This window comes from Variovorax sp. PAMC26660 (assembly GCF_014302995.1).
Lineage (GTDB): Bacteria > Pseudomonadota > Gammaproteobacteria > Burkholderiales > Burkholderiaceae_C > Variovorax.
The window spans coordinates 4,555,514-4,581,991 of the sequence record NZ_CP060295.1 but is presented as its reverse complement, the minus strand read 5'-3'; the positions used below and the strand labels follow the sequence as shown (position 1 = coordinate 4,581,991).

The following is a 26,478-nucleotide window of genomic DNA, read 5'->3' as shown; positions in this document are numbered from 1 at the left end:
TCAGGGGTAGGTGACGGTCCCGCGCACCGGCAGAAAGCCCAGGGCGGTCGCGATGTTGCCGGAGGGCACGGTGATGACGAAACCCTTGGTGCCGGAGATCGCAGCGATGGCCGACTCGATCAGCGACAGCGCAACGGTCCCGCCGGTCGGAGTGCCCTCCAGGTAGAAGACGCCGTCGATGGCCGCCGCGATCAGCGCCCTCGTCACCAAGCTCGCAGAAGTCAGGCCGGTGATGGTGAAGTTGACCGGGAACGCGGTCGCGGCACACGAATAAACAAGCGCCGTGACCGGCTGCAGCGGAAAGATCGCATTGGCTACTGCAAGCTGATCACCCGTCGCGTGCGCCGCGCGGTCCTCGCCGGTGGCCGTGCCGTTGGTTCCCTGCGGGAAGCCGCCGAACGCCGCTTCGGCCTGGTCGAACATCGTGTAGACCACGACGGTGCCATCACCGAAGCCGCGCGGCTTGCACCACGCGCGTGTCACGCCGGGCACAGCCGTCGCCCATTTCACATAGTCGTCTGCGCTGCCCCCTTGCGGAGGCTTCTGGTAGGCCGCGAGCATGCGTGTGCGCAAGCTGTCGTCTTGCTCAACGTCCGCGCCCCCGGTGAACGCAGTGGCAGCAACGCCGCCAGATTGGATGCCAGGGATGGATGCGCCCAGCGTGAGGACTACACCGACCGCCGCATTGCCGTTGGCGCCCACGAGGCCCGCGGGGTCCGAAACTGCGGTCGCCACCACGGTCACGAAACCGGTACCGTCGACCGTGGCGTCGGCGTTCGACGTGTAAGTGAGGCCGTCGCCGCGGACGATCGAAGTGCCGGCCGGCAGCACAGTCCCAATCACGCCGGGAAACGATGCGCTGCCACTGGCTTGCGCCGTTGCCTTGCGAATCACGCCCTTCAGGCCGGCCCACGCTTCGAGGAATTCACCGGTTGCAGTCCACGGCACTGCCTGCTGCGCGATCCAGTCGAGATAGCCATAATGCAAGTGTGAGAGGTTGGCTTGGGCGTTGCCCGTGGCGCCGATGTTGGAGAACCGCAGCAATGCGTCAGCGCCTGGTAGCGACGACTCAATGTCGCGCGCCACCAGGTTCTTCAGCTCGCTGAGCTTTGGTCGGGAGTACGGCATCAGTTGATTCCTTGCCAGACAGAGGCGAAGTTCATTGCGACGGTGGTACCGTCGACTCGGTTGGCAACGATCTGGGCGCCGAGATTGCTCTGCGCAACCCAAGCCACGTCGACGTCGAACCGCGCGACCACGCCGTCGTCGATCAGCCACTGCAGCGACTCGACGATGTAGTCCCGGGCCCGCGTGGCGGTGTCGTTCGTTTGTTTCTCACGCGAGAGCAGCCACAGGCGCGAGCCGATGGGGTAGCGCTCGCCGGCGTCGGCCCACCAGCCGCGCGGGTCGCTGGTGCCGTCAGGGATCTCGTCGTCCTCGTTCGCGATGCGGTCGGTGAACAGACTGATGAGCACGGCCGTGATCAGGTCGTCGCCAGTCTGCAGGTCTGCCCCCTGCAGCACCCAGTCGCCGCGCCCGAGCGCAGGCACCCAGACAGTGGTGGTATCGCTCATACGCTCTGCCCAGTGTTGTTGGGACCAGTCTGGACTCCGCTGTGCGTCTCGCGGTGGTCGATGATGTGGCCGTCCGATGTGATCGTGCTGCCGACGTAAGTTGTGGTGCAGCTCTGGTAGTTGGAAGCAACGTTGTTGAAATTGATCGTCCCGTTGGTCATCGCGGCGATGGGAAGACCAACGCCGCCGGATACGCCGCCTGTCGTCAACTGCATCGACTGCAGCAACTGCGTGGTCTCAACCCGCGGCGTCTCAAAGCGCACGAAGTTGCCGACCTTGAACGTGATCGATGGCGTGTTGTGGAAGAGCATGGGCAACCCTGCCCCGTCGACTTCAATGCCAGTGCGCTTGAGCCAAATCGACTGTCCCTGGTCGTCGTAGATCGCTACCTCGCCCGGTTTTAGATTCTTCAGGCGCGCGGTCTGGTCGTTCGTGCCAATGATCACGCCGTTCGACCGATCGCCGCCCACGAAGATCACCACGCCGTGGCATCCGGGCAGCGGGTTCGACGTGAAGCCGTATTCAGCGACGCGCGGCGTGGTGTCGCGCGTTTCGAGCTCTCCGATCTGGATCTGCACCTTCTGCACCGCTCCGCTGTCGTCAGTGGTCGTGATGCGGCCGCGACTGACCACCAGCTGCACGCGCCGCCACAGCTTCTTGATCTCTTCGTTCAATTTCGCACCTCATTGCCCCAGCCGATGCCGGGATTCACAGGGATGTCTGCGAAGGTCGGCAGTTGGATGATGGGAAGCGGCAGGAACGCCTCGGGCCGCATGACGGTCAGCCCGCACTTCGTGCCCGCGTTGTCGCGGCGATAGGCCACCTCAGTGATCAGCCAAACCGCCTTTTCGTCTTCGCTTCCGCACTTCAGGGTTGGCAACGACAAAGGCACCAGCGTGTTGGGGGTCCACAGCGCACCAGCACCGTCGCGCCAGCCATCGGTCACCACGTGCAGCTGCGCGGAACGGCCAATGCGGCGGTTGGCCTCCCACGTCACGCGCTTCTGCGCGAAGTCCAGACCGCCGCCGGGCGACTCGGAAATGATCATGCGCAGCCGGTGCCGCAGCATTCCGGGGTCCTTTGCTGTGGCCAGGAGATTGCCGCCCTCCCCGATGTCGCCCAGCACGTCCATGCTTTGCATGAAGCACTGATAGTCGGAAAAGCGCTGATCGCTGGAGAAGGACATGGATGCGAACTGCACGTTCTCGCCCTCGGTGAAGCCGCTGGCGGCCACGACCTTCGCGGCTTGGGCCAGCAACAAGTTGCCATCTGGCTGGTCATATGCCAGCAGGGCACCGTAGCGGCACACGCGCTCGATGATCTCGAAGGCCGTCTCGCCGATCATCAGGTTGAACTGCGCGACCTGCACGCCCTTGCTGCCAGGCGCCGAAACGGTGATGCCGTAGGGCTGCGCCAACTTCTGCGCGATCCCGAGTGCGTCGGCCCCGCTGATCTGGCCGCCGGGCCATTCCGCCGAGCAGTCCACCAGGTCGGCACAGTTGCTGCGGCCCACGATGGTCACGGCATGTTGGCCTGGAGAGATTGAATAGTTCGCGCGGTCGATGTGCCCTGTCAGCACCAGGTCGTCGCCTAGTTTCACCGTGCAGGCATCGCCCGGCTGCACAACGAAAGCCTCGGCCTGGCCCGGATACAGCTCGGTCATGCCGATCTCGAAGTCCGAGGGACAGCGCTCAATGCCGCGCGTCACGCGCACTTCGGTCCAGCCGGTCAGCTCACGGCCGCCGACAGTTAGGGTCAGATCTTCCATCGGGTTACTTTGAGAGAGCCTGGAACGAAACGGGCATGAAAGCCGGGTGGCGCGGGTCCGCCTGGATCACCAGTTCATCAGCACGCTCCGAGTCGCGGTAGACACGCTGGGCGATGACCGTTGAGGGCATCGTGGTCGGGCTTGTGATCGTCGCCAGTTGCGCGAGATTGGCACCGCGGGCAGTGAGGTCTCGCACGACCGCCGTGCGCAGGTTGCGCAGCGCCTCGAACGTGGCATCGGCGCCCTGGTCCCCGGCGATCAGGATCTCGGCATCCAGCAGGTTCGTGATCTGCGTGCGCAGCGCCGCAGCGTCATCGAATGACGACGGCTGGTAGCTGGTTGACGCGCGGCACAACGCTACCAACGCGGCACGGCGAAACAGATCTCCGCAGCCGCTCTGCATCGTCGACATGGCCACGCCAACAGCGGACACGGGCGTGGCCTGGCTGGGCGTGAAGATCGACAGGGTCGTGAGCATGCGCACTGCGTCTGCGGGGTCGTTGGTGGCCGCGAGCAGCGCAGCGGCAACGCTCTGCGCGGTGCTCGCGAAGTCCGAGACGCCGCTCACGAGGCGATCTCCTGCGCCGCAGTCGTCAGCGCCGACACAGCACTTGCGACGTGCGATCGCGCCACAGTTCCAGCGGCGATCAGCGAGGGTATGGTCGAGAGGCTCGACAGTTGACCGCTCAGATTGCCAATACCGCGAGTGCGGCCGCCGAAGTAACGCCCGTTCGCACCTGGCAAAGAGTTGACCATATGCATGAGGTTTGTCGCGTCGTTCGCGAGATTGAGCGCAGTGTTGGCCCAGGTGCTGGCGGTGCTGACGGCCTGCCCCACCACGGACGCACCTTGCGCCAGTGCTCCAGACACCGACGATGCAAAGTCACCGCCGACTGCGGCATCCGCGAGGTCGGCAAGGGACTTGACCTCTGCGCGGGTGTCTGAGAGGACGGAAGGAAAGGAACGCTCGCCCTCTTCGATGAACGAGAGCGAGATCTCGAACACTCGGCCGTTGTCCCAGCGCTCGTCCATCGCCGAATCGATCAGGGCCACATTGAGCGCGCCGAGTGTCGGGTGCACCAAGGTCTTCTTGCCCGGCGCCTCGCAGGCAGCGATCAGGCGCTCGCGCTGGGCAATGACGTCGCCCCCACCGTAGCGCGCGTTCTCGACAAGGAAGCCGCGCAGGGTGATACGGCGTGCGGCACGCCCCATGTCCTCGACCCAGACCTGATCCTTGAACGGGTACTCGTGCACCGCGTTGCGCCGACCCACACGGATCTGGCCGCCGAACACTCCGAAGGGTACGCCACCGAACGATGCCGGTTGCAGGCGGTTGCGCCAGCCCGCATCAAATGCCGAACCGTTCAGACCATTGCCGGCGAACAGGCCCGAGATGCTCGATGCTGCGCCAAGCAGTCCCTGCACCTGCGATACCGCTCCCAGCGCGGTGTTGACTTTGCTGGAGATGCTCATGGAACCGCCATGCTGGTTGCGACATTCACGGGGACGTTCTTGCCGCTGTTGTCACGCGCGGTGGCCGTAGTGCCGGGCGGCAGCCCCTTCAGGTGGATTTCCAACTGCTGCTTCATCTCGGTTGCGGACTTCGCACGCCCAGCGGCCTCGCCGTCAGCGTTCGCCGGCCGCTCGTACTGCCGGGACACGATGGATGCAGCCTGCTGTTCGGTGGTCGCCTTCTTCAGCGCGTCGCCGGCGGTCTTCTCGCCGCCCTGAGTCAGTTCGTAGTTCACGAAGCCCATCTGCTCCTCGAGCGTGGCCGTGCGGATGTTCTTGCCCGCCCACTTCATGAACTTGCGCTGCCGGTCGTCGTGCCACTGAGCGATGCCCACGGCCTTGCCACCATCGCCGACGGCCGCGGTGTCGAAGTTGCTTTCCTTCTTCAGGTTCGCAGCAATACCGATCGCCTGTTCGTTCGACCAGCCCTTCCCCTTGAAGAAATCCACGACCGTCTTGGCTGTGCCCACCTGCGACAGATGCTGTCGGCCTTCCTCCGGGTGCACCCAGTCGTAGATCTTGCTGCCGATCGAGATGCCGCGCTTTTCGAGCTGATTGTTGATCCAGGTGCCGGTCTCCCACCCAGCCACGCCGGCGAACGCCACCGCCCCCGCAGCCCCCACGCCACGCAAGGCCGCAGTGAGTAGGCCGGCCTGTGCGCCTGCACCTCCGAGGGATGTGCCGAGCAACGCCAAGCCCTTGATGGCAAGCGGCACCGTCGAGACGGCGAGGTTGGTCAAGCTCAGTGCGATGCTCGTGATGCTGAGCAGCAGCGGCCCGGCCATCACGAGCGCCACGCCGATGGCCGCAACCTTCCACCCGCCGATGGAATCGACGAAATCGCGAATGCTCTTGATCGTCTTCTGCAGACCTGCCCACAACTCTTTGAAGTCGATGCTTTTGACCCAGTCGGCAAAGTCGCGCGCCCACTTGCCGACTTCCTGGTGGATGAGTTCCCGATTCGCAGAAATGACCTCGGTTAGCCACTCTACGAGCGGCTGAAAGGCCGGGATCAGCGCATCACCGATGGTGTTCCGCAGTCCCTGGCCGGCGAGGCTGAGGTAGTTCAACGCAAGGCCGAAGCTCTCGGCCCGGCGGATCTGCTCGGGGCCCATCACCGCGCCCAGTTCCGCGACCCTTGCCTGGTACTTTGCGATTGCCACAGGGCCTTCTCGCAGTATCGGCAGCAACGCTTCCACACCGAATGTGCGCGCGACGAGGCCCTGCACCTGAGGACTCTTGATGTTCGAGATCGCCACCGACAGGTCGCGAAATGCCTGCACGGAGTCGACCGCGCCGGACGAGGTCTTGTGGATGCTGATGCCCAGCTTGTTCAGCACGGCCAATGCATCCTGGTTACGACCATAGAGCGCATCCTGCAGGGTGTCGCCCAACGTCTTGAAGCCGCTGGTCATTTCCTCGCTTGACACCCCGAGCGCATTGGCGACGCCGCGGTAGGACTGCAGCTCGCCGGCCGACACGCCTATCGTGCGCGACGTTCGCGCCACCTCCGATCCGAGCCGCGCCCATTGCACAGCCAACGCCGCGATACCCACCAGCGAGCCGCCGCCGATCAGCGCCAGGATGGGTGCGCCGATCTTCGCGACCTGCGAGGCAGCGTCCCTGGCGCGCCGCGCGACGTTGCCCAGGGACTTCGCCATCTTGTCGATGCCGAGTTCACGCCCCAGTGCCTTGATGGAGTTCCGCAACTGGTTCACCGGCCGCGTCAGCTGCGAGAACGAATTGTTGATCTTGCGCACCGTGGCCGTGGCCCGGTCGACCGCAGAAATGGTGATCGCAAAGACGTTGGCCATGGTGCTTCAATCCGGGTTCTTGTTCATGCGTTCGGCCTGCGCGTGCCACCATGCAAGGCGGCTCCACGGCTCATCCCACGCATCGCGCGGGCCCCAGCCGTAGAACTTGGTCAGGTCTGCGAGGAGGTCTCGCCAGTGGTCTGGTCGCCCTCGCTGAAGGCTTCCAAAAAATCGCCAGCCTCCTTCAGGTCCCGCTGGCAGAGCCCTTCGACGACCTTGCGCGGCACCTTGGCGACGAGCTGGATGAGATTGATCACCACGCCCATATTGGTCGTGGCGCTGGACGCCTTCTCCAGCTCGCCCGCTGTGGGCTCGCGAAGCTCCAGCTTCTCGTAGGTCATGTCGCCCAGCTTGACGGGCTTGCGAAGGGTGATAGTGATTTCGTCTTGTTCCATGATTTATTGCTCCGTAACGGAAAGGCCTTCCCACTTGACTTCGATAGTTGCGTCTTCGGCTTTGGCCGTCTGGTCTTCGACGGTCCACATGTTTCGGCCGACGATGGTTTTGCCGTTGGCGAGCTCGGCGACCACCGTGACATTCGTCATGGCATTGATGCTTGCCACGCTCAGGCCGCCGCTGTCGCGCAACGTTGCAGAGATGTGTCCGGCCTTGGGCTTTTCGCTGTAGCCGTGCACGCCATCCATGCCCGTCAGCGTTTCGCGCGTGACCTTGGCCGGGGAGTACTCGAACGCGCCGGCCACCATGTAGGTGGTGCCATCGACAGAGAGGTAGGCCGTCCCAGCCAGGCGGTTGGTGTCATTTGCCATGTTGATTCCTTGGGGTTGACGCGCTGCTTACTGCAGGCGGAACTGGGCGAGCAGCGCGAAGATGCGCAACTGGGCGATCAGCGTGCCGGGCCATAGCACGTCGACGCGGTTGGGGTTCTGGGCGTTCTGCTGAACGATCAGGTTTTGCGCGAACAAGTCGCTGCGCTGCACCAGGCCGGCGTACTCCAGTTCCTGGTACGCCGCTATCTGGTCCATCTTGATGATGTTGGGCGTCACGATGGCCGAGCCCGCGGCAAAGCGCGTCCCGTCGGCGGCCAATTTCATGCGCGGGAACTTGCTCGTGATGCGCGTGCGCAGGAAGCGCAGCACGAACATGAGCGTGAACATCGTCTCGATCTCGAGGTAGCTGTTGTCGGGCTGCCCGAAGCTGTTCTTCTGGTAGGTCGTGATCGCGTTCTCGATTGCGACCGTGCCGTCGTCGGCCACCGTGAAGGTTGAGATGCCGTCGTACAGCAGCGTGTTGCGGTCGGTGAGCTGGAAGCGCGACTGCAGCGGCGGCGGCAAGATGCCCAGCAGCGCCAGCGTCTGCACCGGGCGCCCCGGGTCGGCGCGCACGCTGACCGCGACCTGCGCCGCGAAGGCGGAGGCCCACAGCCAGGTGGGCGTCGGACTGTCGTTGAAGCCCATCACCGAAGCATGCTGGTCATTGCGGCCGGTGCCGAATGTGGTGAGCGCACCCAGGGTGCCACGGTATGCGGCGAACACGTGGCCGTAGATCTGGCTTGCCCAGCTCCAGCGGCCCACCTGGTCGCCCAGCAGCGCCTTCAGCGCGTCGAGGCTGGTGGTGTCGGTGTACGGGCACACGATGAAGTCGAACGGCTTGTCCAGCAGGTTGAGCAGGCCAGTGGTCAGGCTCGGCGCGGTGGCGCCGCTGGCCATCGCCGTGATCGTGTACGTCATGCCCACGGGAAGGGCCTCGCCGCCGGCAGTGCCCTGGTAGTTCACGCGCAGGTCGATGTCGTTGCCGCACGGCCCCTTGTTGATCGCGGTGAAGGTCACCGTGCTGGTCGCGGCGGCCGCTGTGACCGGCAGATTCGGCGTGGCCGTGACAGCCGCGGCGATGGCGGTAGCGATGGCGGCGGTCGTCTGAGTGGACAGCACAGGAATCGCGACGCGCACGCCGGCGATGTAGAGGTACAGCGTGCCATTGGCCGTGGGCGCGGCCGTCACGGCCAGCGTGCCGGTGGCAGCGGTGGCGGCCGGGTCGTCGGCCAGCGGCAGATACCAGACCTCGCCGAAGTTGTCGTTCTCGCGGTACTTCGCCGTCATCAGGTGAAGCATCGAGCCGGGGCCGCCCACTTGCGCGGCGTCGGAGACGCCTTGCGAGATGACTGGCACGTTGGCCACGCCGGTGCCCGCCGCCGTCTTCTGGCCGATGATCAGCGCGCGCTGGTTGAGCGTCGCACTGTTGGCCATCGAGTTGTCCACCTCTGCATAGAAGAGGGGCACACGGATGTTGGCCGGGAGATTCTGGAAGGGAAGCGTCATGGTGGCTCCTGAAATGAAAAAGCCCGCTCAAGGCGGGCTGTTCGGTGAGGGGTGGTGGCGCTCAGCTGGTGCTGGTGGCCGTGTCGGGCTTGGCGGCCTTTTCGGCCTTCGGCGCCACGGGCGCGGTCAGCGCGGCTTGTTCCGGTACCGGGGCGGGCTCGGACGCTGCTGCAGGCGGCTCTGCCGGCACAACGTCGCCGTCGCGCAGCCGGCGCTGCCAGTAGTCGGTGTCGGGCACATCGCGCCCTTCATCGGGAAGGAGGTCTTTCAGATCAGGGTCGCGGCACTTCATGCCGGGCGCGGCTTTCACATACATGGCGGAGGCTCCTATTGCGGAAGTTGAATGTCGAGCGCGCCCTCGTCGCGCCCGTCGGGCCCGGTGGTGCGCGGTGCTGGTTGCACGGCGCCTGGGAACGGCGGGTTCGGGTAGGTGCCGGTGGCATCGAACGGGCTGGTGGTGTCCAGGTGAATACCCATGCTTTCGAGTGGCACGATTGCCGGCTCAGCAGGTGGCCACGTCGATGCGGGTGGCGAGGCCTGTGTGGGGTCAAAGCTCTCGAACGTCTCGGTGGATAGCGTCATGCGGAAACCGGCAAGTTGCCGGCCACCATCGGCAGTGCATTCCACTTCGGTCTGGACCGTCGCGAACTGTTGGGTCATCCGGTTGAGCCAGTAGCCCGTGAGGATCGCGTTCTCCACGCGATAGGCCAGATCTTCGATTAGGTCCTGCACCGCTTCTGCAGTAGTCGCTGTGACTTGACCCTGCACCACGACAGATGCCGTAGTCGTGAACTCGGGCTGCCCCTTGTTGATGGATTGCTTGGTCTCGGTTGGAACGTTGACCAGCAGCGCGGGCAGCTTCTCCGGAGGCGTGGGCCAGTCACCTGGCGACACGATCGTCGTGCCCGGAATCTCGGCACGCAGCAGCGCAACTACAGCCAGGCGCAGCATGCGCCGCGCCGACATGGGTTGATCGAGCGGGTTCATGCAGATACCTTGTTGAGCAAGAGCTTCGCAGCCCCATGCCCGTCAAGTTGAGTTTCGCGAATGACGTAGGTCACGCCGGTCCGGCCGACCGTGATCTGATCGTCCTGCTGTGGCGTTTGCGGGAACGCGCTGAGCCGGATCCCGAGCACCGGTGTCTCCGTCGTAACCGCCATCCCCCCGGCCAGGTCCACCTCACGGTAGGCCTCGTCGAAGATGCCTTCCGTCGTGGTCGGCGAGCCGCCCTTCGGAAGATAGACGACAGGTTCAGCGAAGACCCCGTGCACAGGGCCCAGCACCAGCGCGTCCCAGTCGACCATCAGCTGCCCGCGCGACCGGAGAGCAGCACCTCGGGACGGGTGCAGAGGAACAGCGGGTAAGCGTACGCCTCCATCTTCCACCACATGCGGCGGTCCCGGTCGGGGATCGGCAGCACGTACACCGGTTGGCCCGGCTGGTTGATGAACTCCGCAGATTCTCCCGGGGCCATGACTTCTTGGAAGATGCCAGGAGCATTCACCGGGAAGAACTTCACCTTGTCGTCGGCGATCTTCACGGTACTGTTGTCGTCCGAGCCGCGGTAGTTCACCCAGGTGATGTTGTCGAAGTTGAACGCGCTGAAGGCGTCTCCGAAAGCAGCATCGCGAATCATCCGCGCGTCTTCGAAGTTCACGAACGTCTTCACGACGTCCTTGTGGGTCATGAACTGGTCGTAGAAGGTGTCGCCGCACAGCGCGTAAACGCGCGTCTGCTGGGTGAACGCCCCCTGCGCCTTGCGGGCCATCGTGCGCTTGATCGTGTTGCAGATCGGACGCAGCGTGAACTCGACGTTGGCCGACAGGTTGAACGCGACTTCGGTTGCCTGCAACTGCTGAAACTCATCGAACCAGTTGTACAGGACCGACCCGTCCTTCGGGTCCAGCACCATGCCCTGCACCGCAGCCAGACGCAGGTATTCCTTCGTGTACTCGATGTTGTTCAGCAGGCCCGTGGGGCCAGCCAGACGGCGCGCCACTTCGCGCTCGAGCTGCATCGGCACGGTCACGATCTGGCCGGTAGGGCCTTCCGGAAACTCGCGAATGTTCTGCAGTTCGTAAGTGTGGATCGTGTCGTCGTGCATCAGCCGCGGCACGTCGAAGTAGCGCATCTTGCGCTTCTCGGTCGTGCGCTGCGTGCCCTCGGCGCCGCGCTGGCTGAAGCCGATGAGCTTCAGCGTGCCGGTACGCTCTTCGACCGAGACTGCGGTAGTGCGGATCGGGTTCGGATCGAAGATGTTCAGCGCGCCCAGGCCCGAGGGCTGGTACGGGTTGCGTTGAACGCCTTGCGTCAGGGCCAGCGCGCTGAACGCGTCGCCGTTGAAGATGTCGATGATTTCGGCTGCCATGTCAGTTCCTTCTGGAAATGAAAAAGCCGCCCGAAGGCGGCCTCAATTGGTTGGTGTGTTGGATCAGCGGCCGATGATGCCCAGGCCGGCCAGGGTGGCGAGACCGGTCGTGATGGCGCCGGCGTTGAACGACGCGTCCCAGATCAGCTCGGTGGTGTTGACTTCGCAGTCACGGCGCACAACCACGCACGGCTTGTCGGCCAGCGTCGCGTCCTTGGTGCCGAACAGAATGCCCGCAGGCACCTGCGAGCCATCGCTGGCAGTGCTCACGCACTGCACATACTTGCCCGAGGCGGTGATCTTGCCGACGATGGTGCCGGCATAGACCTTCGCGCCGGCAGCGAGCACAGCCTGGTCGACAGAGCGGTGACCGTTCGCCTGCGAGACGAGAAATCCGCCGTCGTGCCATTGCTCGGCGAGGGGGGTAACAGTGGGATTGCCCATGATTGGATTCCTTCAGTGAGGTTTGGTGATCAGCGGCGGCCTTTGGCTGCTGCCTGGAGGTTCTGGTCCCAGCGGGCTGCGGCTGCCTGTTGAGGCGTCGTCTTAATGTCTCCGCCGGCGCCCACTTGCGGATTGCGTGCGGAGCGGCTGACGTGGCTTGCGGCTGCCGGAGCGGGTGTGCTTTCGAGCATGGTGACCGCTTCGCGACGGGTCATCGAAGTGTTGAAAGCGAGATTGGCGGCGAGGACAGGGTTCCTGCCGGCGGCGGAGCTACCGAAGATGGCGGCGCAGCGCGCACGCTCGCGCCGGCGGGCCGCGGCGGCGGTGCTGTCACCGCGCATTTCTTCATCGCTGTCGTCATCGGCTTTTGCCTCGTCGTCCTTCTTTTTTTCCTCCTCTTCGAGGGCTTTCATGCGAGCCGAATATTCGTCCTCCGATTCGTCGTCGCGCTTCTTACGCTCGTCGTCGTCGTCGCCTTCGGCCTTGGCTTTCGCCTTGGCCTCGTCGTCCTTCTTTTTCTTTTCTTCGTCTTCATCGTCGCCGCCTTCGGCGCGTGCTTTGCCGGCGAAGCCAGCCAGGTGGGCGAACGAAAGGGCGTTCGCCACTTTGCGGAGAGTGCTCATCGCATTCCTTTGTGGTTGAGTGACTACTTACCCAGCTCGACGAGCAGGGACCGAAACGCTTCGTCGGGCGCCATGACGGCGTCGGCGAAGCCGATCTCGACGCCTTTGGCCCCGAGAAAGGTGGTGGCTTGGGTGCCGCGCACCACAGCCTTGGAGAGGTTGCGATTCCGAGCGACGGTGCTGACGAACAGGTCGCCCATCTCGTCAATGTCTGCCTGGAATCGCTCTCGTGCCGCTTTTTCAAGCGGCGTGTATTCGTTGCCATCGGCCTTGCGGTCGCCGTACTGAAAGATGTTCACGGTGACGCCGGCCGTCGTCAGCGCTTTGCTGAATTCGACTGCCATGCAGATGACGCCCACGGAGCCAGTGCCGCCCGTGCGGGGGACCACGATGCGATCACAGGCACTGGCGATGGCATAGGCGGCGGAATAGGCCGAGTCGCTCAGGATTGCCCAGATCGGCTTCGTGCCGCGCTGCCCATAGATGGTGTCTGCAAGGTCGAAGCATCCCGACACCTCGCCGCCAGGACTGTCGATGTCGAACGCGATCGCCTTCACCTTGGGGTCGTCGATCGCCATCGAAAAGTTCGCGCGCAGGCCGTCGTAACCCGTCATGCCGCTGTACGGCCGAATGGTGCCAAGCTTGGCGACCAGCGTTCCAGTGACCGGAATCACTGCCACTCCAGCGACTATCTCGTAGCCGCGCGGTGGCGAGTCGGCTGGGCCGCTGAACTCTTCGTCCTCGGACCAGGCGCCCATCTTCGATTCAATCCCGTTCGCGCGGAACAGCTTCGCGATGCCGAAGCGATCTGCAAGCGCAGCCATGACCATCTCACCCTTCGACGGGAGGATGGCCAGGGGCGTGTTGAACAAGCGCTGCGCCAAATGTGGGTAGTTGGTCATGGTTTCTGTGCGTTGGACTCGCTGTCGTCCTTGAAGAAATCGCCGGTGCCCTGAATGGCAGCCCACTTCGGAGGCGGCAGGCCGCGCTCCTCGTAGGCCTTCTGTTCGATCTGGCGCTGGTCGGCGACCTCTTCCCAGTCGACGCCCTGCTCTGCGCCTTCGCTCTCCAGCGTGGCCAGCCCAGCCTCCATGCGCAGCACGCTGCCGGCCGGCTCCTTGACCGGATCGATCCAGCCGCGTGCCGGGCCGAGCCAGCGGCAGCGCGAATAGGCGGTGGCCGCCTCGACGAAGCTCGGTGCGCCGGCGGGCAGCGGCAGTTCGCCGTTCTCCATCGCCTCGCGCAGCCACAGCGCGTAGATCGGCGTGGCGAAGTTGGTGGTGAACTCGCCGCGCCGGCGCATCAGCGTCTTCCAGCTCTCCATGAGCGCAGCGCGCGCACTGCTGTAGTTGGTCCGCGACCAGTCCTGTGTGATCTGCTCGCGCGACAGGCCCGTGGCAGCCGAGTACAGACCCAGCATCTCGTGAGCGAAGTCGGCAAAGCCGGTGTGCGGGTGCGGGCTCGCAACCGACTCAATGCTTTCGCCGGGTGCCAGCGTGGGCACCTTCACACCGTTGAAGTACGCCGGCCGCTCCTGCGACCACTCGGCACGCATCTGCTGGTAGGCATTGAGTTCCTGCGCCGCGGCGTCGTCAGCTCCCAGAGCCTCCTGCACCAGCGCGGGGTCGTATGGACTGGTCACGTAGGTGCCCAGCGCCGCAGCGAGCGACGCCTGCTGCAGCTCGAGCCCGTAGTAGCGCGCCAGCATGCGAGCGTGCGACAGGATCGGGCTGAACGCGCTGATGCCGCGATGCTGCCCGGCGCGGTCCCGGTCGAAATCGTGGATCACGCGCGTGAAGCCGTCGTCATCTTCGAAGGGCACGCGCTCCCAGGTGTTCGCCTCAACCGACAGATACCAGTCGTTCTGCTGCGCGCGGCGGATATGAGCAGCCAGGCGCTCGCCAGTTTCCTCGTCGATCTCGATGCCGCCGCGCATGTTCTTCGTGTCGGGCCCCTGGAATGGGTTGCTCATCCGGTCAGGGTCGATGAGGCGGATGCACGTTGCATATTCAGCGCCGCCGGCACCCACACGCTCGGGCATCCAGTACGCCAGCGCCAGCCCTTCGCCGTCGATGAGCTTGTGCCGCATGGCCAGGCGGAACTGCTGGCCGGTGGTCAGCGCACGTTCGACGTCGTTCCATCGGCCCAGGCTCTCTGAGTAGCCGCGCCACAGCGCCTCGGCCGCCCGCTGGTATTCCATCGCCCAGGTGGCGTCGAAGGCCTTGCCGAAGCGCGCCTTCAGCGCCCGATAGTCTGGCGAGGCCGACAGCCGCAGGTGCGTGCCGACAACGTTGTCGAGGATCCGTGTGACGCCGCCTGTCGACCAGCAGAGCGCAAGCACCAAGGGGCCGCAGGCTCGTCAATGGCCCAAGACGGCAACGCCCGAAATGGTCGCTGCCTTCAAGCATCGCTTCAAGGAAGGCTCCTTCTTCAAACAACGCTTGGAAGGCGCCATCGAGGCGATGCTCGATGCGGCCCCTGCTCCCTCGCCACAGGCTGAGACGGGGGAGGTCATAGTGGATATGGTTCCGCCAGCGACATCGCGGGACCGTTGGATGTACCAACAAGGACGGCTGGCCGAGCGTGATCCGAGGACGCATCGTGCTGAGCTGATCGAAGAGCTGTGCGCTCGGATCAAGGCAGCCGACGATGCGGCAGCGGATGCTGACTACATGCTGGACAGCAACGACTGCATCGCAGTGCTGCGCGGGACGTGGGGGAACAGTTCCGCCGCACAGCCTGCCGATGGCAAGGGAGAGGGAGCGTGAGCGCGATCATCAGCCCATGCGGAAAGTACCGCTATCGCCTGGAACGCACTGTCGGCATGGACGGACCTGTCTACGCATTCTTCGGCGTCAACCCGAGCACAGCCGATGCAACGGTCGATGATCAGACCGTGAAAAAGTGGATCGGCTTCACGAAGCTGTGGGGCGGCTCGCGCTTCCTTGTCGGCAACGTGTTCGCCTACCGCTCGAAGGACGTGAAGGCGCTGGCAGACGTGCAAGACCCGTTCGGCGAGGACATCGGCGACCACACCACCGACATCATCAACGACGCCGACATCCTCGTGCCGTGCTGGGGCAACACCGAGAAGGTTCCGCCTAAGCTGCGCTTCGCCTTCGATGTGCTGCTGGACGCCCTGCTGTCGTCTGGGAAACCCGTTCGTCACTTCGGACTCACGAAAGGCGGCGACCCCGGACACCCGCAAATGCTGGCCTACAGAACGCCGCTCATGCCCTTCGATACACCGAAAGGAACACTATGACCGCCCCGCAAGCAGCGCCAGAACTCAGCACGGCTTCGAGGCCTGAGGCGGTGACCGCTGCCGAAACGAAGATGCTGCAGTACCTCTTCTCGAACATGTCGGACCTGTCCGATGGGGATTGGCGTCATCACGGATTCAGGCTCTCCACCTTCACCAGCCTGGAGCGCAAGTTGCTCCACATCCTCGCCGCTCGCGCTGCACCAGGGCAGGCTCTGACGGATGGGGAGGCACTGTGAATGAGCTGGCTCTTTTCGCAGGCGCTGGTGGAGGAATTCTCGGTGGCCACTTGCTCGGATGGCGAACCGTCTGCGCAGTTGAACGTGATGCCTACGCAGCACAAGTTCTCATATCGCGGCAAAACGATGGAGCACTCCGACCTTTCCCGGTTTGGGCTGACGTTTGCAGTTTTGACGGACGACCTTGGCGCGGAATTGTTGACGTCATTTCTGGCGGCTTTCCCTGCCAGGACATCAGCAGCGCCGGCAAGGGCGCTGGGCTCGAAGGAGACCGATCAGGGCTATGGGCAGAAATGGCGCGCATCGTGGGCGAAGTTCGACCCCGATACGTCTTCGTGGAAAACAGCCCAATGCTCACTTCTCGGGGACTCGGAGTTGTTCTCGGAGACCTGGCCGCGCTCCGGTTTGATGCTCGATGGCGCGTGCTTTCCGCTGCCGATGTTGGCGCACCCCATGTGCGCGAACGCATCTGGATCGTTGCTACCGACGCCAACGCTGGTGAGTTGCGAACATCCTGGCCGGCAGAAGATCGAGAGTCATCAGCAGGACTGCATATCCGCGGCTCTGGCACGGCGCGACGAATGGCGCCCTGGTGGGAAGTGGAGCCCGAGCCATGCAGCGTGGGTTATGGGGTGGCCGGCGTCGTGGACGAACTTAGGCCATTCGGCAACGGGCAGGTTCCGCAGGTGGCTGCGACTGCATGGCAAATCTTGACGGAGACCGCGTGATGCCCACCCCCACCCCGAAAGCCTCCCGACCCACTCCTGAGAAAGCGAGCAAGACATGAGCGCCAACGAAGCCCACTACAGGTGGGTCAAGCTGAAGAAGCACTGCACCGACACGGGCGACACGCCAGACGCCGTCCACGCCAGGCGCCGGAAACGAGTATGGACGGATGGCGTGCAGTGCCGCAAGGGTCCCGATGGGAACCTCTACATAAACCCCGAGGAATACAACAAATGGGTCGAAAGCCAGTCACCATCGAATGCCCTCGCGGCGTGAGCCTTCGGGAGTTCAAGCACGAGCAGCGCATTCAGATCGCTTTCAGCTACCGCGGCGCCGAGTGCCGCGAACTACTGCCGCCTCAGTCGATCACTAAGAGCGCCCTCACCTACGCTGCCGGCCTGCGGGTCGAGATCCTGCGCAAGATCGCTGACGGAGAGTTCCAGTACGGCGAATACTTCCCAGACAGCACAAAGGCGAAGAAGTTCGAGAACGCAGGAGGCCGCGCTCTGATCGGCCCGCTGCTCGATGCACAGCTCGCCACCTACGAAAAGCAGGTGAAGGCAGGGAAGTTGTCGCCAAGCACCCTCGCGGGCTACAAGAAGGCACTCAACAGCGAGCGCATGAAGGCTTGGCGCACCAAGACGCTGGCCGAGGCAACACCCAGCGCTTTGCGTTCCTGGATCTCCGAGATGAACGTGACCGCAAAGTTCACACGCAACCTGCTGACGCCATTTCGTAGCGTCTTTGAAGACGCCCTCAACGACGACAGAATCCGCTTCGATCCATTTGATCGGATCGCCTTGACGAAGCTTCTGAAGCAGACGGCCAAGTCCAGCGAGTACCAGGCTAACCCGTTCACAGCCGAAGAACGCGCCGCCATTCTCGAAGCTGCCCGAGCCGACGAGTGGCCCATGATTCAGTTCTGGTTCAATGCCGGCCTTCGGCCCGGCGAGATGATTGCCATGAAGTGGCCAAAGGTGGATTTGAAGGCGGCCAAGGTTCGGATCGATCTGAACCAGGTAGAGGGGGTAGAAAAAGCTCCGAAAACGGCTGCAGGCGTCCGTGATGTCGACCTGAACCACGATGCAGTCGCCGCCCTAAAGGCGCAGGAGCCGATCAGCAAAGCCAAGGGCTCGCATGTCTGGCTGAACCCCGCCACTGGAGAGCCGTGGACGAATGATGCGCAGATCCGGAAAACGATGTGGGTGCCGCTGCTCAAGCGGTCGGGCGTGCGCTATCGCAACCCATACCAAGCTCGGCACACATTCGCCAGCGCGGCGTTGACGGCCGGCGCAAACCCGTGGTACTTGGCAGACCAACTCGGCCACGAGGACGCTACGATGGTTTTCACCATCTACGGCAAGTTCATTGGGGACGACTACAAGAAGCCGAAGGCACAGCTCAAGGCGGTATCTTGACCCGCCTTGCGTGCGAATTCCCCCGGCTTTACGTGCGAAATTCGTGCGAATCGAACGCCAAAAGTAGACCGTTTGGGACGGTTTGACGGGGCAACGCTCAATGGTCTCTCATTGGCGTTGACCGTCTTGTATGGTGGAGCTGGGGGGATTTGAACCCCCGTCCGCAAGCCTTCATCGCGCAGTTCTACATGTTTAGTGATCTGATTTGAGTCTCGCTTCCGGAGTCGCGCAGTCACACGCTAAACCGGACGCCAGCACCCTATTTTCTCGCCTCGACCCAAGGTACCCGGATCGAAGCCAGCCCATGTAATTATCTTTGCAGCCGGGAGGATTCAGATTGCTCTGTCACCCCCTTGCCCAGCCCATCGGCCTGCTGTTGCAAAGCTCACTGGCAATTAAGCAGCGAGTGCGAAACGTTCGTCGTTTGCAGTTAGTTTGTTTGAATCTGTTTTACGAGCGCATTCAGCTCGACATGCCCCGCTGCGACTCCGAACCCACGTCGAAACCAGTGCAGCCCCAAGTCTTCTATTTTAGGCGCTATTGAGGAACTTCAAGAGCTCGAGGGGCGAAGAGATTGAGGCGTCGGCCTTCCAGAGCACAGCATCGGCCTGCGAGCCCATGTAGCCGTAGGCGGCCGCGACGGTTCGCATACCCGCGGCACGGCCGGCGATGATGTCGCGCTCGTCGTCGCCCACGTAGATACATACGTTGGAAGCGACGCCCAACCGGCGCGCCGCTTCATGTAAAGGCTCTGGATGCGGCTTGGAGAAAGGCGTGGTGTCACCGCTCACGATCGCACGGGCCGTGGCAAATAGCGGTATGGCACTCGTCAGCGGATCGGTGAAACGGGCCGACTTGTTGGTAACGACACCCCAGAGCAGACCACGCTCTTGAAGCGCCTCGATCAGCATGTGGACACCATCGAACACATGCGTGTTCAGCAGCATGCGCCGCTCGTAGGCAACGAAGAACTCTTCTCGCAGTTCGGCAAACTCAGGCGCCTCTGGCGTGATGCCGAACGCCACACCGAGCATGCCGCGCGCACCGGCGCCGGCCATCGGCCTGTAGCGCTCCAACGGATACGAGGCCAAGCCTCGATCGGTACGCATCTTGTCGGCTGCAGCACCCAGGTCGGGAGCGCTGTCTATCAGCGTGCCGTCCAGATCGAACAGCACGGCTTGCGTCGAAGCATTTTTCATCCCTGCGAACCTGGCAGTGGTGGCTTTTGCGTCGCAAACATGTAGTTGACACTGGTGTCGGCGCTGAGCCAGTAGCGCCGGGTCAACGGGTTGTGTTCCATGCCGCGGGTAGCCCGCAGGTCCAGTCCGGCTGCGCGGCAGTAGGCGGCAAGCTCACTCGGGCGAATCAGCTTCGGATACTCATGGGTTCCGCGCGGCAGCATGCCAAGAACATATTCAGCCCCCACGATCGCAAGCATGAAGGCCTTCAGATTGCGGTTGATCGTCGAGAGAAACACCCAGCCGCCCGGCTTTACCAGCGTGGCACAGGCCTGGACTACCGAGGCCGGCTGTGGCACGTGCTCAAGCATTTCCATGCATGTGACGACGTCAAAGCTGCCGGGCTGTTCAGCGGCCAGTGCTTCGGCACTGATCTCGCGGTACTTGACGCCGCGCGTGCCGGCCTCGAGGGCATGCAACTGGGCAACCTTGAGCGCCTTGCCCGCCAAGTCGATGCCCAGCACCTCGGCGCCCTTTCGCGCCATCGAGTCAGCCAGGATTCCGCCGCCACAGCCGATATCCAGCACACGACGTTGTGAGATAGGCGCAATACCGTCGATCCACTCAAGACGCAATGGATTGATTTCATGCAATGGGCGGAATTCACTCTCCAAATCCCACCACCGATGCGCAAGCTCTGAAAACTTGGCCAGTTCAGCCGGGTCGGCATTCACGTTTTCTGTCATACAGCGATTATGAAACGGGCAACGGGCAACGGCCCACAAACATCCAGCAGGCTTTGACAAGCGATCGAGTGTTAATTCGCCAGGCATAAAAAAACCCCGCCAAAGCGGGGTTTTTTTCATCGATGGAATCGATCGATTAGTTGGCGCGGGTGCCGACCACTTCGATTTCAACGCGACGATTCTTGGCGCGACCTTCCTTGGTCTTGTTGTCAGCCACAGGTTGCGACTTGCCCTTGCCTTCGGTGTAAACGCGGTTGCGTTCGATGCCCTTCGAGACCAGGAAGGCCTTGACGGCTTCAGCGCGACGCACCGACAGACGCTGGTTGTAAGGCACCGTGCCGATCGAGTCGGTATGGCCCACAGCGATGATCACTTCGAGGTTGACGCCACGGATCTTCTCAACCAGGTCGGTCAGCTTGGCGCGACCTTCAGGCTTCAGAACCGACTTGTCGAAGTCGAAGAATGCGTCAGCAGCGAAGGTCACCTTGTTGGCGGCGACTTGCGGTGCACCCGGAGCAACCGGAGCGCCAGGGGTCGGAGCCACGGCAGCAGGAGCGGCCGGAACCAGAGCGCCGTCGCAACCGGCGGCGGCAGTAGCCGGCGTCCAGTTGGCATCACGCCAGCACAGTTCGTTGGTGCCGTTCTTCCAGACCAGCTCGCCGGTGCCGTTTTGCCAGTTGTCGATCGTAGGACCGCCATCAGCAGCGGTGACACGGGTCTGCGCGCCGGCGGCAGTGGCGAGCGCAGCGACTGCAAACATCATCGCCACTTTATTCAGTTTCTTCATGGTTCTCCTCTTGGGGAAAAAGCCGCAGCCGCGCTGCGAATCAAGGACGCTTTAAGTGACCACCACCCAAAACGTTGAGGCGATTGTGCCATAGGGTCTTTGGCAAACAGGCCGCTGGACGCCCCCGAAGCGTAGGACGGAGGCGGAATAGCCGCCTAGTGTTGCGGCGGTGCGACACCCCTCACAGCGTAAAATTTCGCCTTCCTGCCGCCAGCCTCTCGCTCATGACCTCCTTCGCCAAAGAAACCCTGCCCATCAGTCTCGAAGAGGAAATGCGCAGCAGCTATCTCGATTACGCCATGAGCGTCATCGTGGGCCGGGCGCTTCCCGATGCGCGCGATGGCCTCAAGCCCGTGCACCGGCGCGTCCTGTTCGCCATGCACGAACTGAACAACGACTGGAACCGGCCGTACAAGAAGTCGGCCCGTATCGTCGGTGACGTGATCGGTAAATACCACCCGCACGGCGACCAGTCGGTCTACGACACCATCGTGCGGTTGGCGCAGGACTTCTCCATGCGCCACATGCTGGTCGACGGCCAGGGCAACTTCGGTTCTGTCGATGGAGACAACGCAGCCGCAATGCGTTATACGGAAATCCGGCTGTCCAAAATTGCGCATGAAATGCTGGGCGATATCGACAAGGAAACTGTCGATTTTCAGGACAATTACGACGGCTCCGAAAAAGAGCCAAGAGTCTTGCCCAGCCGGTTACCGAATTTGCTGGTGAATGGTTCAGGCGGTATTGCGGTCGGCATGGCCACCAATATTCCGCCGCACAATCTGAACGAGGTGGTGGACGCCTGCCTGCACCTGCTGCGCAACCCACAAGCCAGCATCGACGAGCTGATGGAAATCATCCCGGCGCCCGACTTCCCCACAGCCGGCATCATCTACGGCATCAACGGCGTGAAGGACGGCTACCGCACCGGCCGCGGCAAGGTCGTGATGCGCGCCAAATGCCACTTCGAGGACATCGACCGTGGCCAGCGCCAGGCGATCATCGTTGACGAGCTGCCCTACCAGGTCAACAAGAAAACGCTGCAGGAGCGCATGGCCGAGCTGGTGCACGAGAAGAAAATCGAAGGCATCAGCCACATCCAGGACGAGTCCGACAAGTCGGGCATGCGCCTGGTGATCGAGCTCAAGCGCGGCGAAGTGCCAGAGGTTGTGCTCAACAACCTTTACAAGCAGACCCAGCTGCAGGACACCTTCGGCATCAACATGGTGGCGCTGATCAATGGCCAGCCCAAGCTGTGCAACCTGAAGGACCTGATCGAGGTCTTCCTGCAGCACCGCCGCGAAGTGGTCACACGCCGCACCGTCTTCACGCTGCGCAAGGCCCGCGAACGCGGCCATGTGCTCGAAGGCCTGGCGGTGGCGCTGGCCAACATCGACGAGTTCATCCGCATCATCCGCGAGTCGCCCACCCCACCGGTCGCCAAGGCCGAGCTCATGACCCGCGCCTGGGACAGCAAGCTGGTGCGCGAAATGCTCACGCGTTCACGCGCCGATGGCGGCGTGATCAACGCCGACGACTACCGCCCCGAAGGCCTTGAGCGCGAGTACGGCATGGGCGGCGATGGCCTCTATCGCCTGTCGGAAACGCAAGCCCAGGAAATCCTGCAGATGCGTCTGCAACGCCTGACCGGCCTCGAGCAAGACAAGATCGTTGTCGAGTACAAGGAAGTCATGGCGGAGATCGACGATCTGCTCGACATCCTGGCCAAGCCCGAGCGCGTCTCCACCATCATTGGCGACGAACTCACCGAGACCAAGCAGGAGTTCGGCCAGTCGAAGCTCGGCGCCCGCCGCAGCCTGGTCGAGCACAGCGCTTTCGACCTCTCGACCGAAGACCTGATCACCCCGACCGACATGGTGGTGACGCTCTCGCACAGCGGCTACATCAAGAGCCAGCCCCTGGGCGAATACCGTGCTCAAAAACGCGGCGGGCGCGGCAAGCAGGCCACATCGACCAAGGATGACGACTGGATCGACCAGCTCTTCATCGCCAACACGCACGACTACATCCTGTGCTTCTCGAACCGTGGCCGGCTGTACTGGCTCAAGGTGTGGGAAGTGCCTGCGGGTTCGCGCGGCTCGCGCGGCCGGCCGATCGTCAACATGTTCCCGCTGCAGGAAGGCGAGAAGATCAACGTCGCACTCGCGCTGACCGGCGAGAAGCGCAACTTCCCGGCCGACCAGTACGTGTTCATGTCGACCTCGATGGGCACGGTCAAGAAGACCGCGCTCGATGAATTCAACAACCCGCGCAAGGGCGGCATCATTGCCGTCAACCTCGACGACGGCGACTACCTGATCGGCGCCGCGCTGACCGACGGCAAGCACGACGTGATGCTCTTCAGCGACGGCGGCAAGGCCGTGCGTTTCGCCGAGGACGACGTCCGCCCGCTGGGCCGCAACGCTCGCGGTGTGCGCGGCATGTCGCTCGATCCGGGACAGGGCGTGATCGCGATGCTGGTGGCCGAGGACGAGCAGCAAAGCGTGCTCACCGCCACGGAAAACGGTTACGGAAAGCGAACAAGCATTACGGAATACACGCGCCACGGCCGTGGAACCAAAGGCATGATCGCGATTCAACAGAGTGAGCGCAACGGCAAGGTCGTTGCCGCCACTCTTGTGCATGCGGATGATGAGATCATGCTCATCACCGACAAGGGCGTGCTTGTGCGCACCCGGGTTGCCGAGATTCGCGAATTGGGTCGCGCGACGCAGGGCGTCACGCTGATCGGACTCGACGAAGGCGCCAAACTCAGCGGGCTACAACGTATCGTCGAAAACGACGCGAACGGCGAGAGTGAGCCTGACGCAGACGATACTTCCACATCTTCAACGGAGAATCCTCAGTGAAAAAAATCAAACTCGCACTTCTGACGGTAGCCCTTGCCAGCAGCTCCATGGCTGCCATGGCCCAGGACAAGGCCACGATGATCAAGCAGTTCATCGACATCCAGCGCCCCGGCATCGAATCGCTGGCACGCGGACTGGTCGAGCAATCGAGCGCCCCGATCGCGCAAGCCGGCTCGCAGTACCTGCAGACGCAAGTGCCGGAAGCCAAGCGCGAAGCCGCTGCCAAGGCTGCCGACGCCGAGCTCAAGAAGTACTTCGACGACGCCTACCCGGTCGTGCGCGACAAGGCCGTGCAACTGGCACCTGGCGCCCTGACCCCGCTGCTCGAGCAGAACTTCAGCGAAGACGAACTCAAGCAACTGCTGGCCTGGATCAACTCGCCCCTCAGCAAGAAGTACCAGGACCTGAATCCGAAGATGCAAACCGCACTGACGGAAAAGCTCGTGTCCGAAACGCGCGCCACCATCGAGCCCAAGATGCGCGCACTCGACGAAAACGTCGCCAAGGCACTGGGTGCCCCCACTGAAGCACCTGCCGCACCCGCCAAGGCCCCTGCCAAGGCACCAGCCAAGAAGTAAAGCAACGTGATCCAGCAGCAGACGCCGGCCGGCAAGCGCCCCTACAACTTTTCGGCCGGCCCGGCTGCCATGCCGGAGGCGGTGCTGCAACGCGCTGCCTCCGAAATGCTTGACTGGCAAGGCAGCGGCATGAGCGTGATGGAAATGAGCCATCGCGGCAAGGAATTCGGCGCCATCTGTACGCAGGCCGAAGCCGACATCCGCACGCTGCTGGCCGTGCCCTCTCATTTCCACATCCTGTTCATGCAGGGTGGCGGACTTGGCGAAAACGCCATCGTCCCGATGAACCTGTCGCGCGGCAAAACCGCCGACTTCGTGATCACCGGCAGCTGGAGCGTCAAGTCGCACAAGGAAGCGCAGCGCTACTGCGCCGCGCGCGTTGCAGCAAGCAACGCCGACAACCAGCACACCCAACTGCCCGATCCCTCGACCTGGCAGCTCAGCAAGGACGCCTCGTACGTGCACGTGTGCAGCAACGAGACCATCAACGGCATCGAATTCCAGCAGTTGCCCGACCTTGCCGCGCTCGGCAGCAACGCACCGCTCGTCATCGATTTCTCGTCGCACGTCGCCTCGCGCAGCGTCGACTGGACTCGCGTGGGCCTTGCCTTCGGCGGTGCCCAGAAGAACCTCGGCCCGGCCGGCCTGACGATCGTTGTCGTGCGCGACGACCTGCTCGGCCATGCGCTCGAGATCTGCCCGAGCGCATTCAACTACAAGACCGTGGCCGACAACAAGTCCATGTACAACACCCCACCGACCTGGGGCATCTACATGGCGGGGCTCACGTTCCAGTGGCTGCTTCAGCAGACCGAGGGCGACCTCACCGGCATTGCCGCCATGGAGCAGCGCAACATCGCAAAGGCGAAGCTGCTGTACGACTTCATCGACAGCTCCGACTTCTACGCCAACCGGATCGATGCGAACTGCCGCTCGCGCATGAACGTGCCGTTCTTCCTGGCCGACGAGGGCCGCAACGAGGCCTTCCTGGCCGGTGCGCGCGAAGCCGGCCTGTTGCAGCTCAAGGGCCACAAGTCGGTCGGCGGCATGCGCGCCAGCATTTACAACGCCATGCCGCTGGCAGGGGTGCAGGCACTCGTGGGCTACATGCGAGAATTCGCGCGATCGCATGCCTAGGCGCATGCCCTAGCTGCTCGCACCGATGACCGACTCCGCTCCAACACCGCCCTCCTCCCCCGACAACTCCGAAAGCCTTGCCGGTCTGCGCGTGCAGATCGACTCGCTCGATCAGCAACTGCTCAGCCTGCTCAACGAGCGGGCCCATGTGGCCGAACTGGTCGGCGAGGTCAAGAAGCGCGAAGGCACGCCGTTCTTTCGCCCCGACCGCGTCGCGGCGGTCATCGACAAGATGCAGAAAAGCAATGCGGGTCCGCTCAAGGACCTGCATGTGGCCGCCATCTGGCGCGAGATCATGTCGGCCTGCCTGGCACTCGAATCGCCGCAACGCGTGGCCGTGCTGGGCCCGGAAGGCACTTTCTGCGAACAGGCCGCCATCGAGTACTTCGGTGGCGCAGCCGACCTGATCTACTGCGCCAGCTTCGACGAGGTGTTTCATGCCACCGCCGCGGGCAGCGCCCAGTACGGCGTGGTCGGCGTCGAGAACTCGACCGAAGGCGTGGTCACTCGCTCGCTCGACCTCTTCCTGCATTCGCCCACGCATGTCGTCGGTGAAGTCAGCCTGCTGGTGCGCCACCATCTCCTGCGCAGCAGCAACTCGCTCGAAGGCGTCGAGGCCGTCCTGGCCCATCCGCAAGCCTTGGCCCAATGCCAGACCTGGCTGTCCAAGCACCTGCCGAACGCCGAGCGCCGTGCCGTGTCGAGCAACGCCGAAGGCGCGCGGCTCGCCGCCACCAACCCGGCCTGGGCCGCTCTGGCGGGCGAACGCGCCGCCACGCGCTTTGGCCTGCACATCGTGGCGCACGCCATCCAGGACGATTCGTACAACCGCACCCGCTTCTCGGTGATCTGCCTGCCGCAGACGCTGGCCATGCCGCCGGCCTCGGGCCGCGACTGCACGAGCCTGATCGTCTCGGTGCCGAACCAGCCCGGCGCGGTGCACGACCTGCTGGTGCCGCTCAAGGCCAACAACGTGTCGATGACGCGCTTCGAATCGCGCCCCGCGCGCACCGGCCAGTGGGAGTACTACTTCTACATCGACCTCGACGGCCATCCTTCGCAGCCCAACGTGGCCGCGGCGCTGGCCGAACTGCGCGGCCTCTGCGCGTTCTACAAGGTCCTTGGCGCCTACCCCGTCAAAGCCTGAGCCGGACAGAC

At 63.5% G+C, this 26,478-nt stretch carries 31 protein-coding genes and 1 other RNA gene; 10 read left to right on the top strand and 22 right to left on the bottom strand.

Translation table 11 applies throughout. The annotated features are described in order from the left end of the window. From H7F35_RS21435 to H7F35_RS21350, 18 genes are all read right to left on the bottom strand, one after another. On the bottom strand, positions 1–1,128 hold the full coding sequence (locus H7F35_RS21435) for a baseplate J/gp47 family protein (RefSeq protein ID WP_187108600.1): 1,128 nt from the start codon (positions 1,126–1,128) through the stop codon (positions 1–3). Next, positions 1,128–1,574, bottom strand: a complete 447-nt coding sequence (locus tag H7F35_RS21430; protein WP_187108599.1) for a phage GP46 family protein — start codon at positions 1,572–1,574, stop codon at positions 1,128–1,130. The genes H7F35_RS21435 and H7F35_RS21430 overlap by 1 nt, the downstream gene beginning before the upstream one ends. Further along, on the bottom strand, positions 1,571–2,248 hold the full coding sequence (locus tag H7F35_RS21425; protein WP_187108598.1) for a phage baseplate assembly protein V: 678 nt from the start codon (positions 2,246–2,248) through the stop codon (positions 1,571–1,573). Before H7F35_RS21425 ends, H7F35_RS21430 begins: the two co-directional genes overlap by 4 nt. Continuing rightward, positions 2,245–3,342, bottom strand: a complete 1,098-nt coding sequence (locus H7F35_RS21420) for a phage baseplate assembly protein (protein ID WP_261803296.1) — start codon at positions 3,340–3,342, stop codon at positions 2,245–2,247. Before H7F35_RS21420 ends, H7F35_RS21425 begins: the two co-directional genes overlap by 4 nt. 4 nt (positions 3,343–3,346) lie before the next feature. Continuing rightward, positions 3,347–3,910: a hypothetical protein gene (locus tag H7F35_RS21415; RefSeq protein ID WP_187108597.1), complete on the bottom strand. Its 564-nt coding sequence runs from the start codon at positions 3,908–3,910 to the stop codon at positions 3,347–3,349. Next, positions 3,907–4,815 carry a DNA circularization N-terminal domain-containing protein gene (locus H7F35_RS21410; protein WP_187108596.1) on the bottom strand — a complete coding sequence of 303 codons (909 nt, stop codon included), beginning with the start codon at positions 4,813–4,815 and terminating at the stop codon, positions 3,907–3,909. Before H7F35_RS21410 ends, H7F35_RS21415 begins: the two co-directional genes overlap by 4 nt. After that, positions 4,812–6,668 (bottom strand): phage tail tape measure protein, encoded by a 1,857-nt coding sequence (locus H7F35_RS21405; RefSeq protein ID WP_187108595.1) that lies wholly within the window; start codon positions 6,666–6,668, stop codon positions 4,812–4,814. Before H7F35_RS21405 ends, H7F35_RS21410 begins: the two co-directional genes overlap by 4 nt. Positions 6,669–6,778: 110 nt before the next feature. Further along, positions 6,779–7,063 carry a phage tail assembly protein gene (locus H7F35_RS21400; protein WP_187108594.1) on the bottom strand — a complete coding sequence of 95 codons (285 nt, stop codon included), beginning with the start codon at positions 7,061–7,063 and terminating at the stop codon, positions 6,779–6,781. A 3-nt stretch (positions 7,064–7,066) separates the two neighbouring features. Continuing rightward, entirely contained in the window at positions 7,067–7,435 is a 369-nt protein-coding gene (locus tag H7F35_RS21395) for a phage tail tube protein (RefSeq protein WP_187108593.1), read from the bottom strand. Positions 7,436–7,462: 27 nt separating this feature from the next. Next, positions 7,463–8,944, bottom strand: coding sequence for a phage tail sheath subtilisin-like domain-containing protein (locus H7F35_RS21390; RefSeq protein WP_187108592.1), 1,482 nt, complete (start codon positions 8,942–8,944; stop codon positions 7,463–7,465). Positions 8,945–9,005: 61 nt separating this feature from the next. Next, a complete protein-coding gene (locus H7F35_RS21385; RefSeq protein ID WP_187108591.1) occupies positions 9,006–9,260 on the bottom strand; it encodes a DUF2635 domain-containing protein in 255 nt (84 codons plus the stop codon). Between the two features lie 11 nt (positions 9,261–9,271). Continuing rightward, a complete protein-coding gene (locus H7F35_RS21380; RefSeq protein ID WP_187108590.1) occupies positions 9,272–9,931 on the bottom strand; it encodes a hypothetical protein in 660 nt (219 codons plus the stop codon). Further along, positions 9,928–10,248 carry a hypothetical protein gene (locus H7F35_RS21375; RefSeq protein WP_261803295.1) on the bottom strand — a complete coding sequence of 107 codons (321 nt, stop codon included), beginning with the start codon at positions 10,246–10,248 and terminating at the stop codon, positions 9,928–9,930. Before H7F35_RS21375 ends, H7F35_RS21380 begins: the two co-directional genes overlap by 4 nt. Further along, positions 10,248–11,312: a major capsid protein gene (locus H7F35_RS21370; protein ID WP_187108589.1), complete on the bottom strand. Its 1,065-nt coding sequence runs from the start codon at positions 11,310–11,312 to the stop codon at positions 10,248–10,250. Before H7F35_RS21370 ends, H7F35_RS21375 begins: the two co-directional genes overlap by 1 nt. Positions 11,313–11,375: 63 nt before the next feature. Continuing rightward, a complete protein-coding gene (locus H7F35_RS21365; RefSeq protein WP_187108588.1) occupies positions 11,376–11,756 on the bottom strand; it encodes a head decoration protein in 381 nt (126 codons plus the stop codon). A 29-nt stretch (positions 11,757–11,785) separates the two neighbouring features. Further along, positions 11,786–12,379, bottom strand: coding sequence for a hypothetical protein (locus H7F35_RS21360; RefSeq protein ID WP_187108587.1), 594 nt, complete (start codon positions 12,377–12,379; stop codon positions 11,786–11,788). Between the two features lie 23 nt (positions 12,380–12,402). Continuing rightward, positions 12,403–13,281 carry a S49 family peptidase gene (locus H7F35_RS21355; RefSeq protein WP_187108586.1) on the bottom strand — a complete coding sequence of 293 codons (879 nt, stop codon included), beginning with the start codon at positions 13,279–13,281 and terminating at the stop codon, positions 12,403–12,405. After that, entirely contained in the window at positions 13,278–14,720 is a 1,443-nt protein-coding gene (locus tag H7F35_RS21350) for a phage portal protein (protein WP_261803702.1), read from the bottom strand. Before H7F35_RS21350 ends, H7F35_RS21355 begins: the two co-directional genes overlap by 4 nt. A 46-nt stretch (positions 14,721–14,766) precedes the next feature. On the opposite strand from H7F35_RS21350, the gene H7F35_RS21345 reads away from it, so the two are divergent. Genes H7F35_RS21345 through H7F35_RS21320 form a run of 6 tightly spaced genes read left to right on the top strand, consistent with a single transcriptional unit; the run spans position 14,767 to position 18,024 of the window. After that, a complete protein-coding gene (locus H7F35_RS21345; RefSeq protein WP_187108584.1) occupies positions 14,767–15,147 on the top strand; it encodes a hypothetical protein in 381 nt (126 codons plus the stop codon). Continuing rightward, a complete protein-coding gene (locus H7F35_RS21340) occupies positions 15,144–15,644 on the top strand; it encodes a DUF1643 domain-containing protein (RefSeq protein WP_187108583.1) in 501 nt (166 codons plus the stop codon). The genes H7F35_RS21345 and H7F35_RS21340 overlap by 4 nt, the downstream gene beginning before the upstream one ends. Then, positions 15,641–15,880 (top strand): hypothetical protein, encoded by a 240-nt coding sequence (locus H7F35_RS21335; protein ID WP_187108582.1) that lies wholly within the window; start codon positions 15,641–15,643, stop codon positions 15,878–15,880. The genes H7F35_RS21340 and H7F35_RS21335 overlap by 4 nt, the downstream gene beginning before the upstream one ends. Next, positions 15,877–16,608, top strand: a complete 732-nt coding sequence (locus H7F35_RS21330) for a DNA cytosine methyltransferase (RefSeq protein WP_187108581.1) — start codon at positions 15,877–15,879, stop codon at positions 16,606–16,608. The genes H7F35_RS21335 and H7F35_RS21330 overlap by 4 nt, the downstream gene beginning before the upstream one ends. Before the next feature lie 55 nt (positions 16,609–16,663). Continuing rightward, positions 16,664–16,882, top strand: a complete 219-nt coding sequence (locus tag H7F35_RS21325) for an excisionase (protein ID WP_187108580.1) — start codon at positions 16,664–16,666, stop codon at positions 16,880–16,882. Beyond that, positions 16,840–18,024 (top strand): site-specific integrase, encoded by a 1,185-nt coding sequence (locus H7F35_RS21320; RefSeq protein ID WP_187108579.1) that lies wholly within the window; start codon positions 16,840–16,842, stop codon positions 18,022–18,024. The genes H7F35_RS21325 and H7F35_RS21320 overlap by 43 nt, the downstream gene beginning before the upstream one ends. Positions 18,025–18,155: 131 nt before the next feature. Here the strand turns inward: H7F35_RS21320 and ssrA are convergent. The 4 genes from ssrA to ompA form a co-directional block, all read right to left on the bottom strand. Further along, positions 18,156–18,542, bottom strand: a transfer-messenger RNA (tmRNA) gene (gene ssrA / locus H7F35_RS21315). Positions 18,543–18,554: 12 nt separating this feature from the next. Beyond that, on the bottom strand, positions 18,555–19,223 hold the full coding sequence (gene gph, locus H7F35_RS21310) for a phosphoglycolate phosphatase (protein ID WP_187108578.1): 669 nt from the start codon (positions 19,221–19,223) through the stop codon (positions 18,555–18,557). After that, positions 19,220–19,948: a bifunctional 2-polyprenyl-6-hydroxyphenol methylase/3-demethylubiquinol 3-O-methyltransferase UbiG gene (gene ubiG / locus H7F35_RS21305; protein ID WP_187108577.1), complete on the bottom strand. Its 729-nt coding sequence runs from the start codon at positions 19,946–19,948 to the stop codon at positions 19,220–19,222. The genes gph and ubiG overlap by 4 nt, the downstream gene beginning before the upstream one ends. Before the next feature lie 136 nt (positions 19,949–20,084). Next, complete coding sequence (gene ompA / locus H7F35_RS21300) at positions 20,085–20,735, bottom strand: outer membrane protein OmpA (protein WP_187108576.1); 651 nt, start codon at positions 20,733–20,735, stop codon at positions 20,085–20,087. A 224-nt stretch (positions 20,736–20,959) separates the two neighbouring features. On the opposite strand from ompA, the gene gyrA reads away from it, so the two are divergent. The 4 genes from gyrA to pheA all read left to right on the top strand — a co-directional run bounded on the left by gyrA (position 20,960) and on the right by pheA (position 26,467). Further along, on the top strand, positions 20,960–23,605 hold the full coding sequence (gyrA, locus tag H7F35_RS21295; RefSeq protein WP_187108575.1) for a DNA gyrase subunit A: 2,646 nt from the start codon (positions 20,960–20,962) through the stop codon (positions 23,603–23,605). Further along, complete coding sequence (locus tag H7F35_RS21290) at positions 23,602–24,183, top strand: DUF2059 domain-containing protein (protein WP_187108574.1); 582 nt, start codon at positions 23,602–23,604, stop codon at positions 24,181–24,183. The genes gyrA and H7F35_RS21290 overlap by 4 nt, the downstream gene beginning before the upstream one ends. Before the next feature lie 69 nt (positions 24,184–24,252). Further along, a complete protein-coding gene (gene serC / locus H7F35_RS21285; RefSeq protein ID WP_261803701.1) occupies positions 24,253–25,320 on the top strand; it encodes a 3-phosphoserine/phosphohydroxythreonine transaminase in 1,068 nt (355 codons plus the stop codon). 25 nt (positions 25,321–25,345) lie between these two features. Next, complete coding sequence (pheA, locus tag H7F35_RS21280; RefSeq protein ID WP_187108572.1) at positions 25,346–26,467, top strand: prephenate dehydratase; 1,122 nt, start codon at positions 25,346–25,348, stop codon at positions 26,465–26,467. Positions 26,468–26,478: the final 11 nt, after the last annotated feature.

Coding starts and splice junctions, on each gene's coding strand:
- H7F35_RS21435 (WP_187108600.1), bottom strand. CDS start 1,128: ATGCCGTACTCCCGACCAAAGCTCAGCGAGCTGAAGAACCTGGTGGCG.
- H7F35_RS21430 (WP_187108599.1), bottom strand. CDS start 1,574: ATGAGCGATACCACCACTGTCTGGGTGCCTGCGCTCGGGCGCGGCGAC.
- H7F35_RS21420 (WP_261803296.1), bottom strand. CDS start 3,342: ATGGAAGATCTGACCCTAACTGTCGGCGGCCGTGAGCTGACCGGCTGG.
- H7F35_RS21410 (WP_187108596.1), bottom strand. CDS start 4,815: ATGAGCATCTCCAGCAAAGTCAACACCGCGCTGGGAGCGGTATCGCAG.
- H7F35_RS21405 (WP_187108595.1), bottom strand. CDS start 6,668: ATGGCCAACGTCTTTGCGATCACCATTTCTGCGGTCGACCGGGCCACG.
- H7F35_RS21400 (WP_187108594.1), bottom strand. CDS start 7,063: ATGGAACAAGACGAAATCACTATCACCCTTCGCAAGCCCGTCAAGCTG.
- H7F35_RS21395 (WP_187108593.1), bottom strand. CDS start 7,435: ATGGCAAATGACACCAACCGCCTGGCTGGGACGGCCTACCTCTCTGTC.
- H7F35_RS21390 (WP_187108592.1), bottom strand. CDS start 8,944: ATGACGCTTCCCTTCCAGAATCTCCCGGCCAACATCCGTGTGCCCCTC.
- H7F35_RS21385 (WP_187108591.1), bottom strand. CDS start 9,260: ATGTATGTGAAAGCCGCGCCCGGCATGAAGTGCCGCGACCCTGATCTG.
- H7F35_RS21380 (WP_187108590.1), bottom strand. CDS start 9,931: ATGAACCCGCTCGATCAACCCATGTCGGCGCGGCGCATGCTGCGCCTG.
- H7F35_RS21375 (WP_261803295.1), bottom strand. CDS start 10,248: ATGGTCGACTGGGACGCGCTGGTGCTGGGCCCTGTGCACGGGGTCTTC.
- H7F35_RS21370 (WP_187108589.1), bottom strand. CDS start 11,312: ATGGCAGCCGAAATCATCGACATCTTCAACGGCGACGCGTTCAGCGCG.
- H7F35_RS21365 (WP_187108588.1), bottom strand. CDS start 11,756: ATGGGCAATCCCACTGTTACCCCCCTCGCCGAGCAATGGCACGACGGC.
- H7F35_RS21360 (WP_187108587.1), bottom strand. CDS start 12,379: ATGAGCACTCTCCGCAAAGTGGCGAACGCCCTTTCGTTCGCCCACCTG.
- H7F35_RS21355 (WP_187108586.1), bottom strand. CDS start 13,281: ATGACCAACTACCCACATTTGGCGCAGCGCTTGTTCAACACGCCCCTG.
- H7F35_RS21345 (WP_187108584.1), top strand. CDS start 14,767: ATGGTCGCTGCCTTCAAGCATCGCTTCAAGGAAGGCTCCTTCTTCAAA.
- H7F35_RS21335 (WP_187108582.1), top strand. CDS start 15,641: ATGACCGCCCCGCAAGCAGCGCCAGAACTCAGCACGGCTTCGAGGCCT.
- H7F35_RS21325 (WP_187108580.1), top strand. CDS start 16,664: ATGAGCGCCAACGAAGCCCACTACAGGTGGGTCAAGCTGAAGAAGCAC.
- H7F35_RS21320 (WP_187108579.1), top strand. CDS start 16,840: ATGGGTCGAAAGCCAGTCACCATCGAATGCCCTCGCGGCGTGAGCCTT.
- gph (WP_187108578.1), bottom strand. CDS start 19,223: ATGAAAAATGCTTCGACGCAAGCCGTGCTGTTCGATCTGGACGGCACG.
- ubiG (WP_187108577.1), bottom strand. CDS start 19,948: ATGACAGAAAACGTGAATGCCGACCCGGCTGAACTGGCCAAGTTTTCA.
- ompA (WP_187108576.1), bottom strand. CDS start 20,735: ATGAAGAAACTGAATAAAGTGGCGATGATGTTTGCAGTCGCTGCGCTC.
- gyrA (WP_187108575.1), top strand. CDS start 20,960: ATGACCTCCTTCGCCAAAGAAACCCTGCCCATCAGTCTCGAAGAGGAA.
- serC (WP_261803701.1), top strand. CDS start 24,253: ATGCCGGAGGCGGTGCTGCAACGCGCTGCCTCCGAAATGCTTGACTGG.
- pheA (WP_187108572.1), top strand. CDS start 25,346: ATGACCGACTCCGCTCCAACACCGCCCTCCTCCCCCGACAACTCCGAA.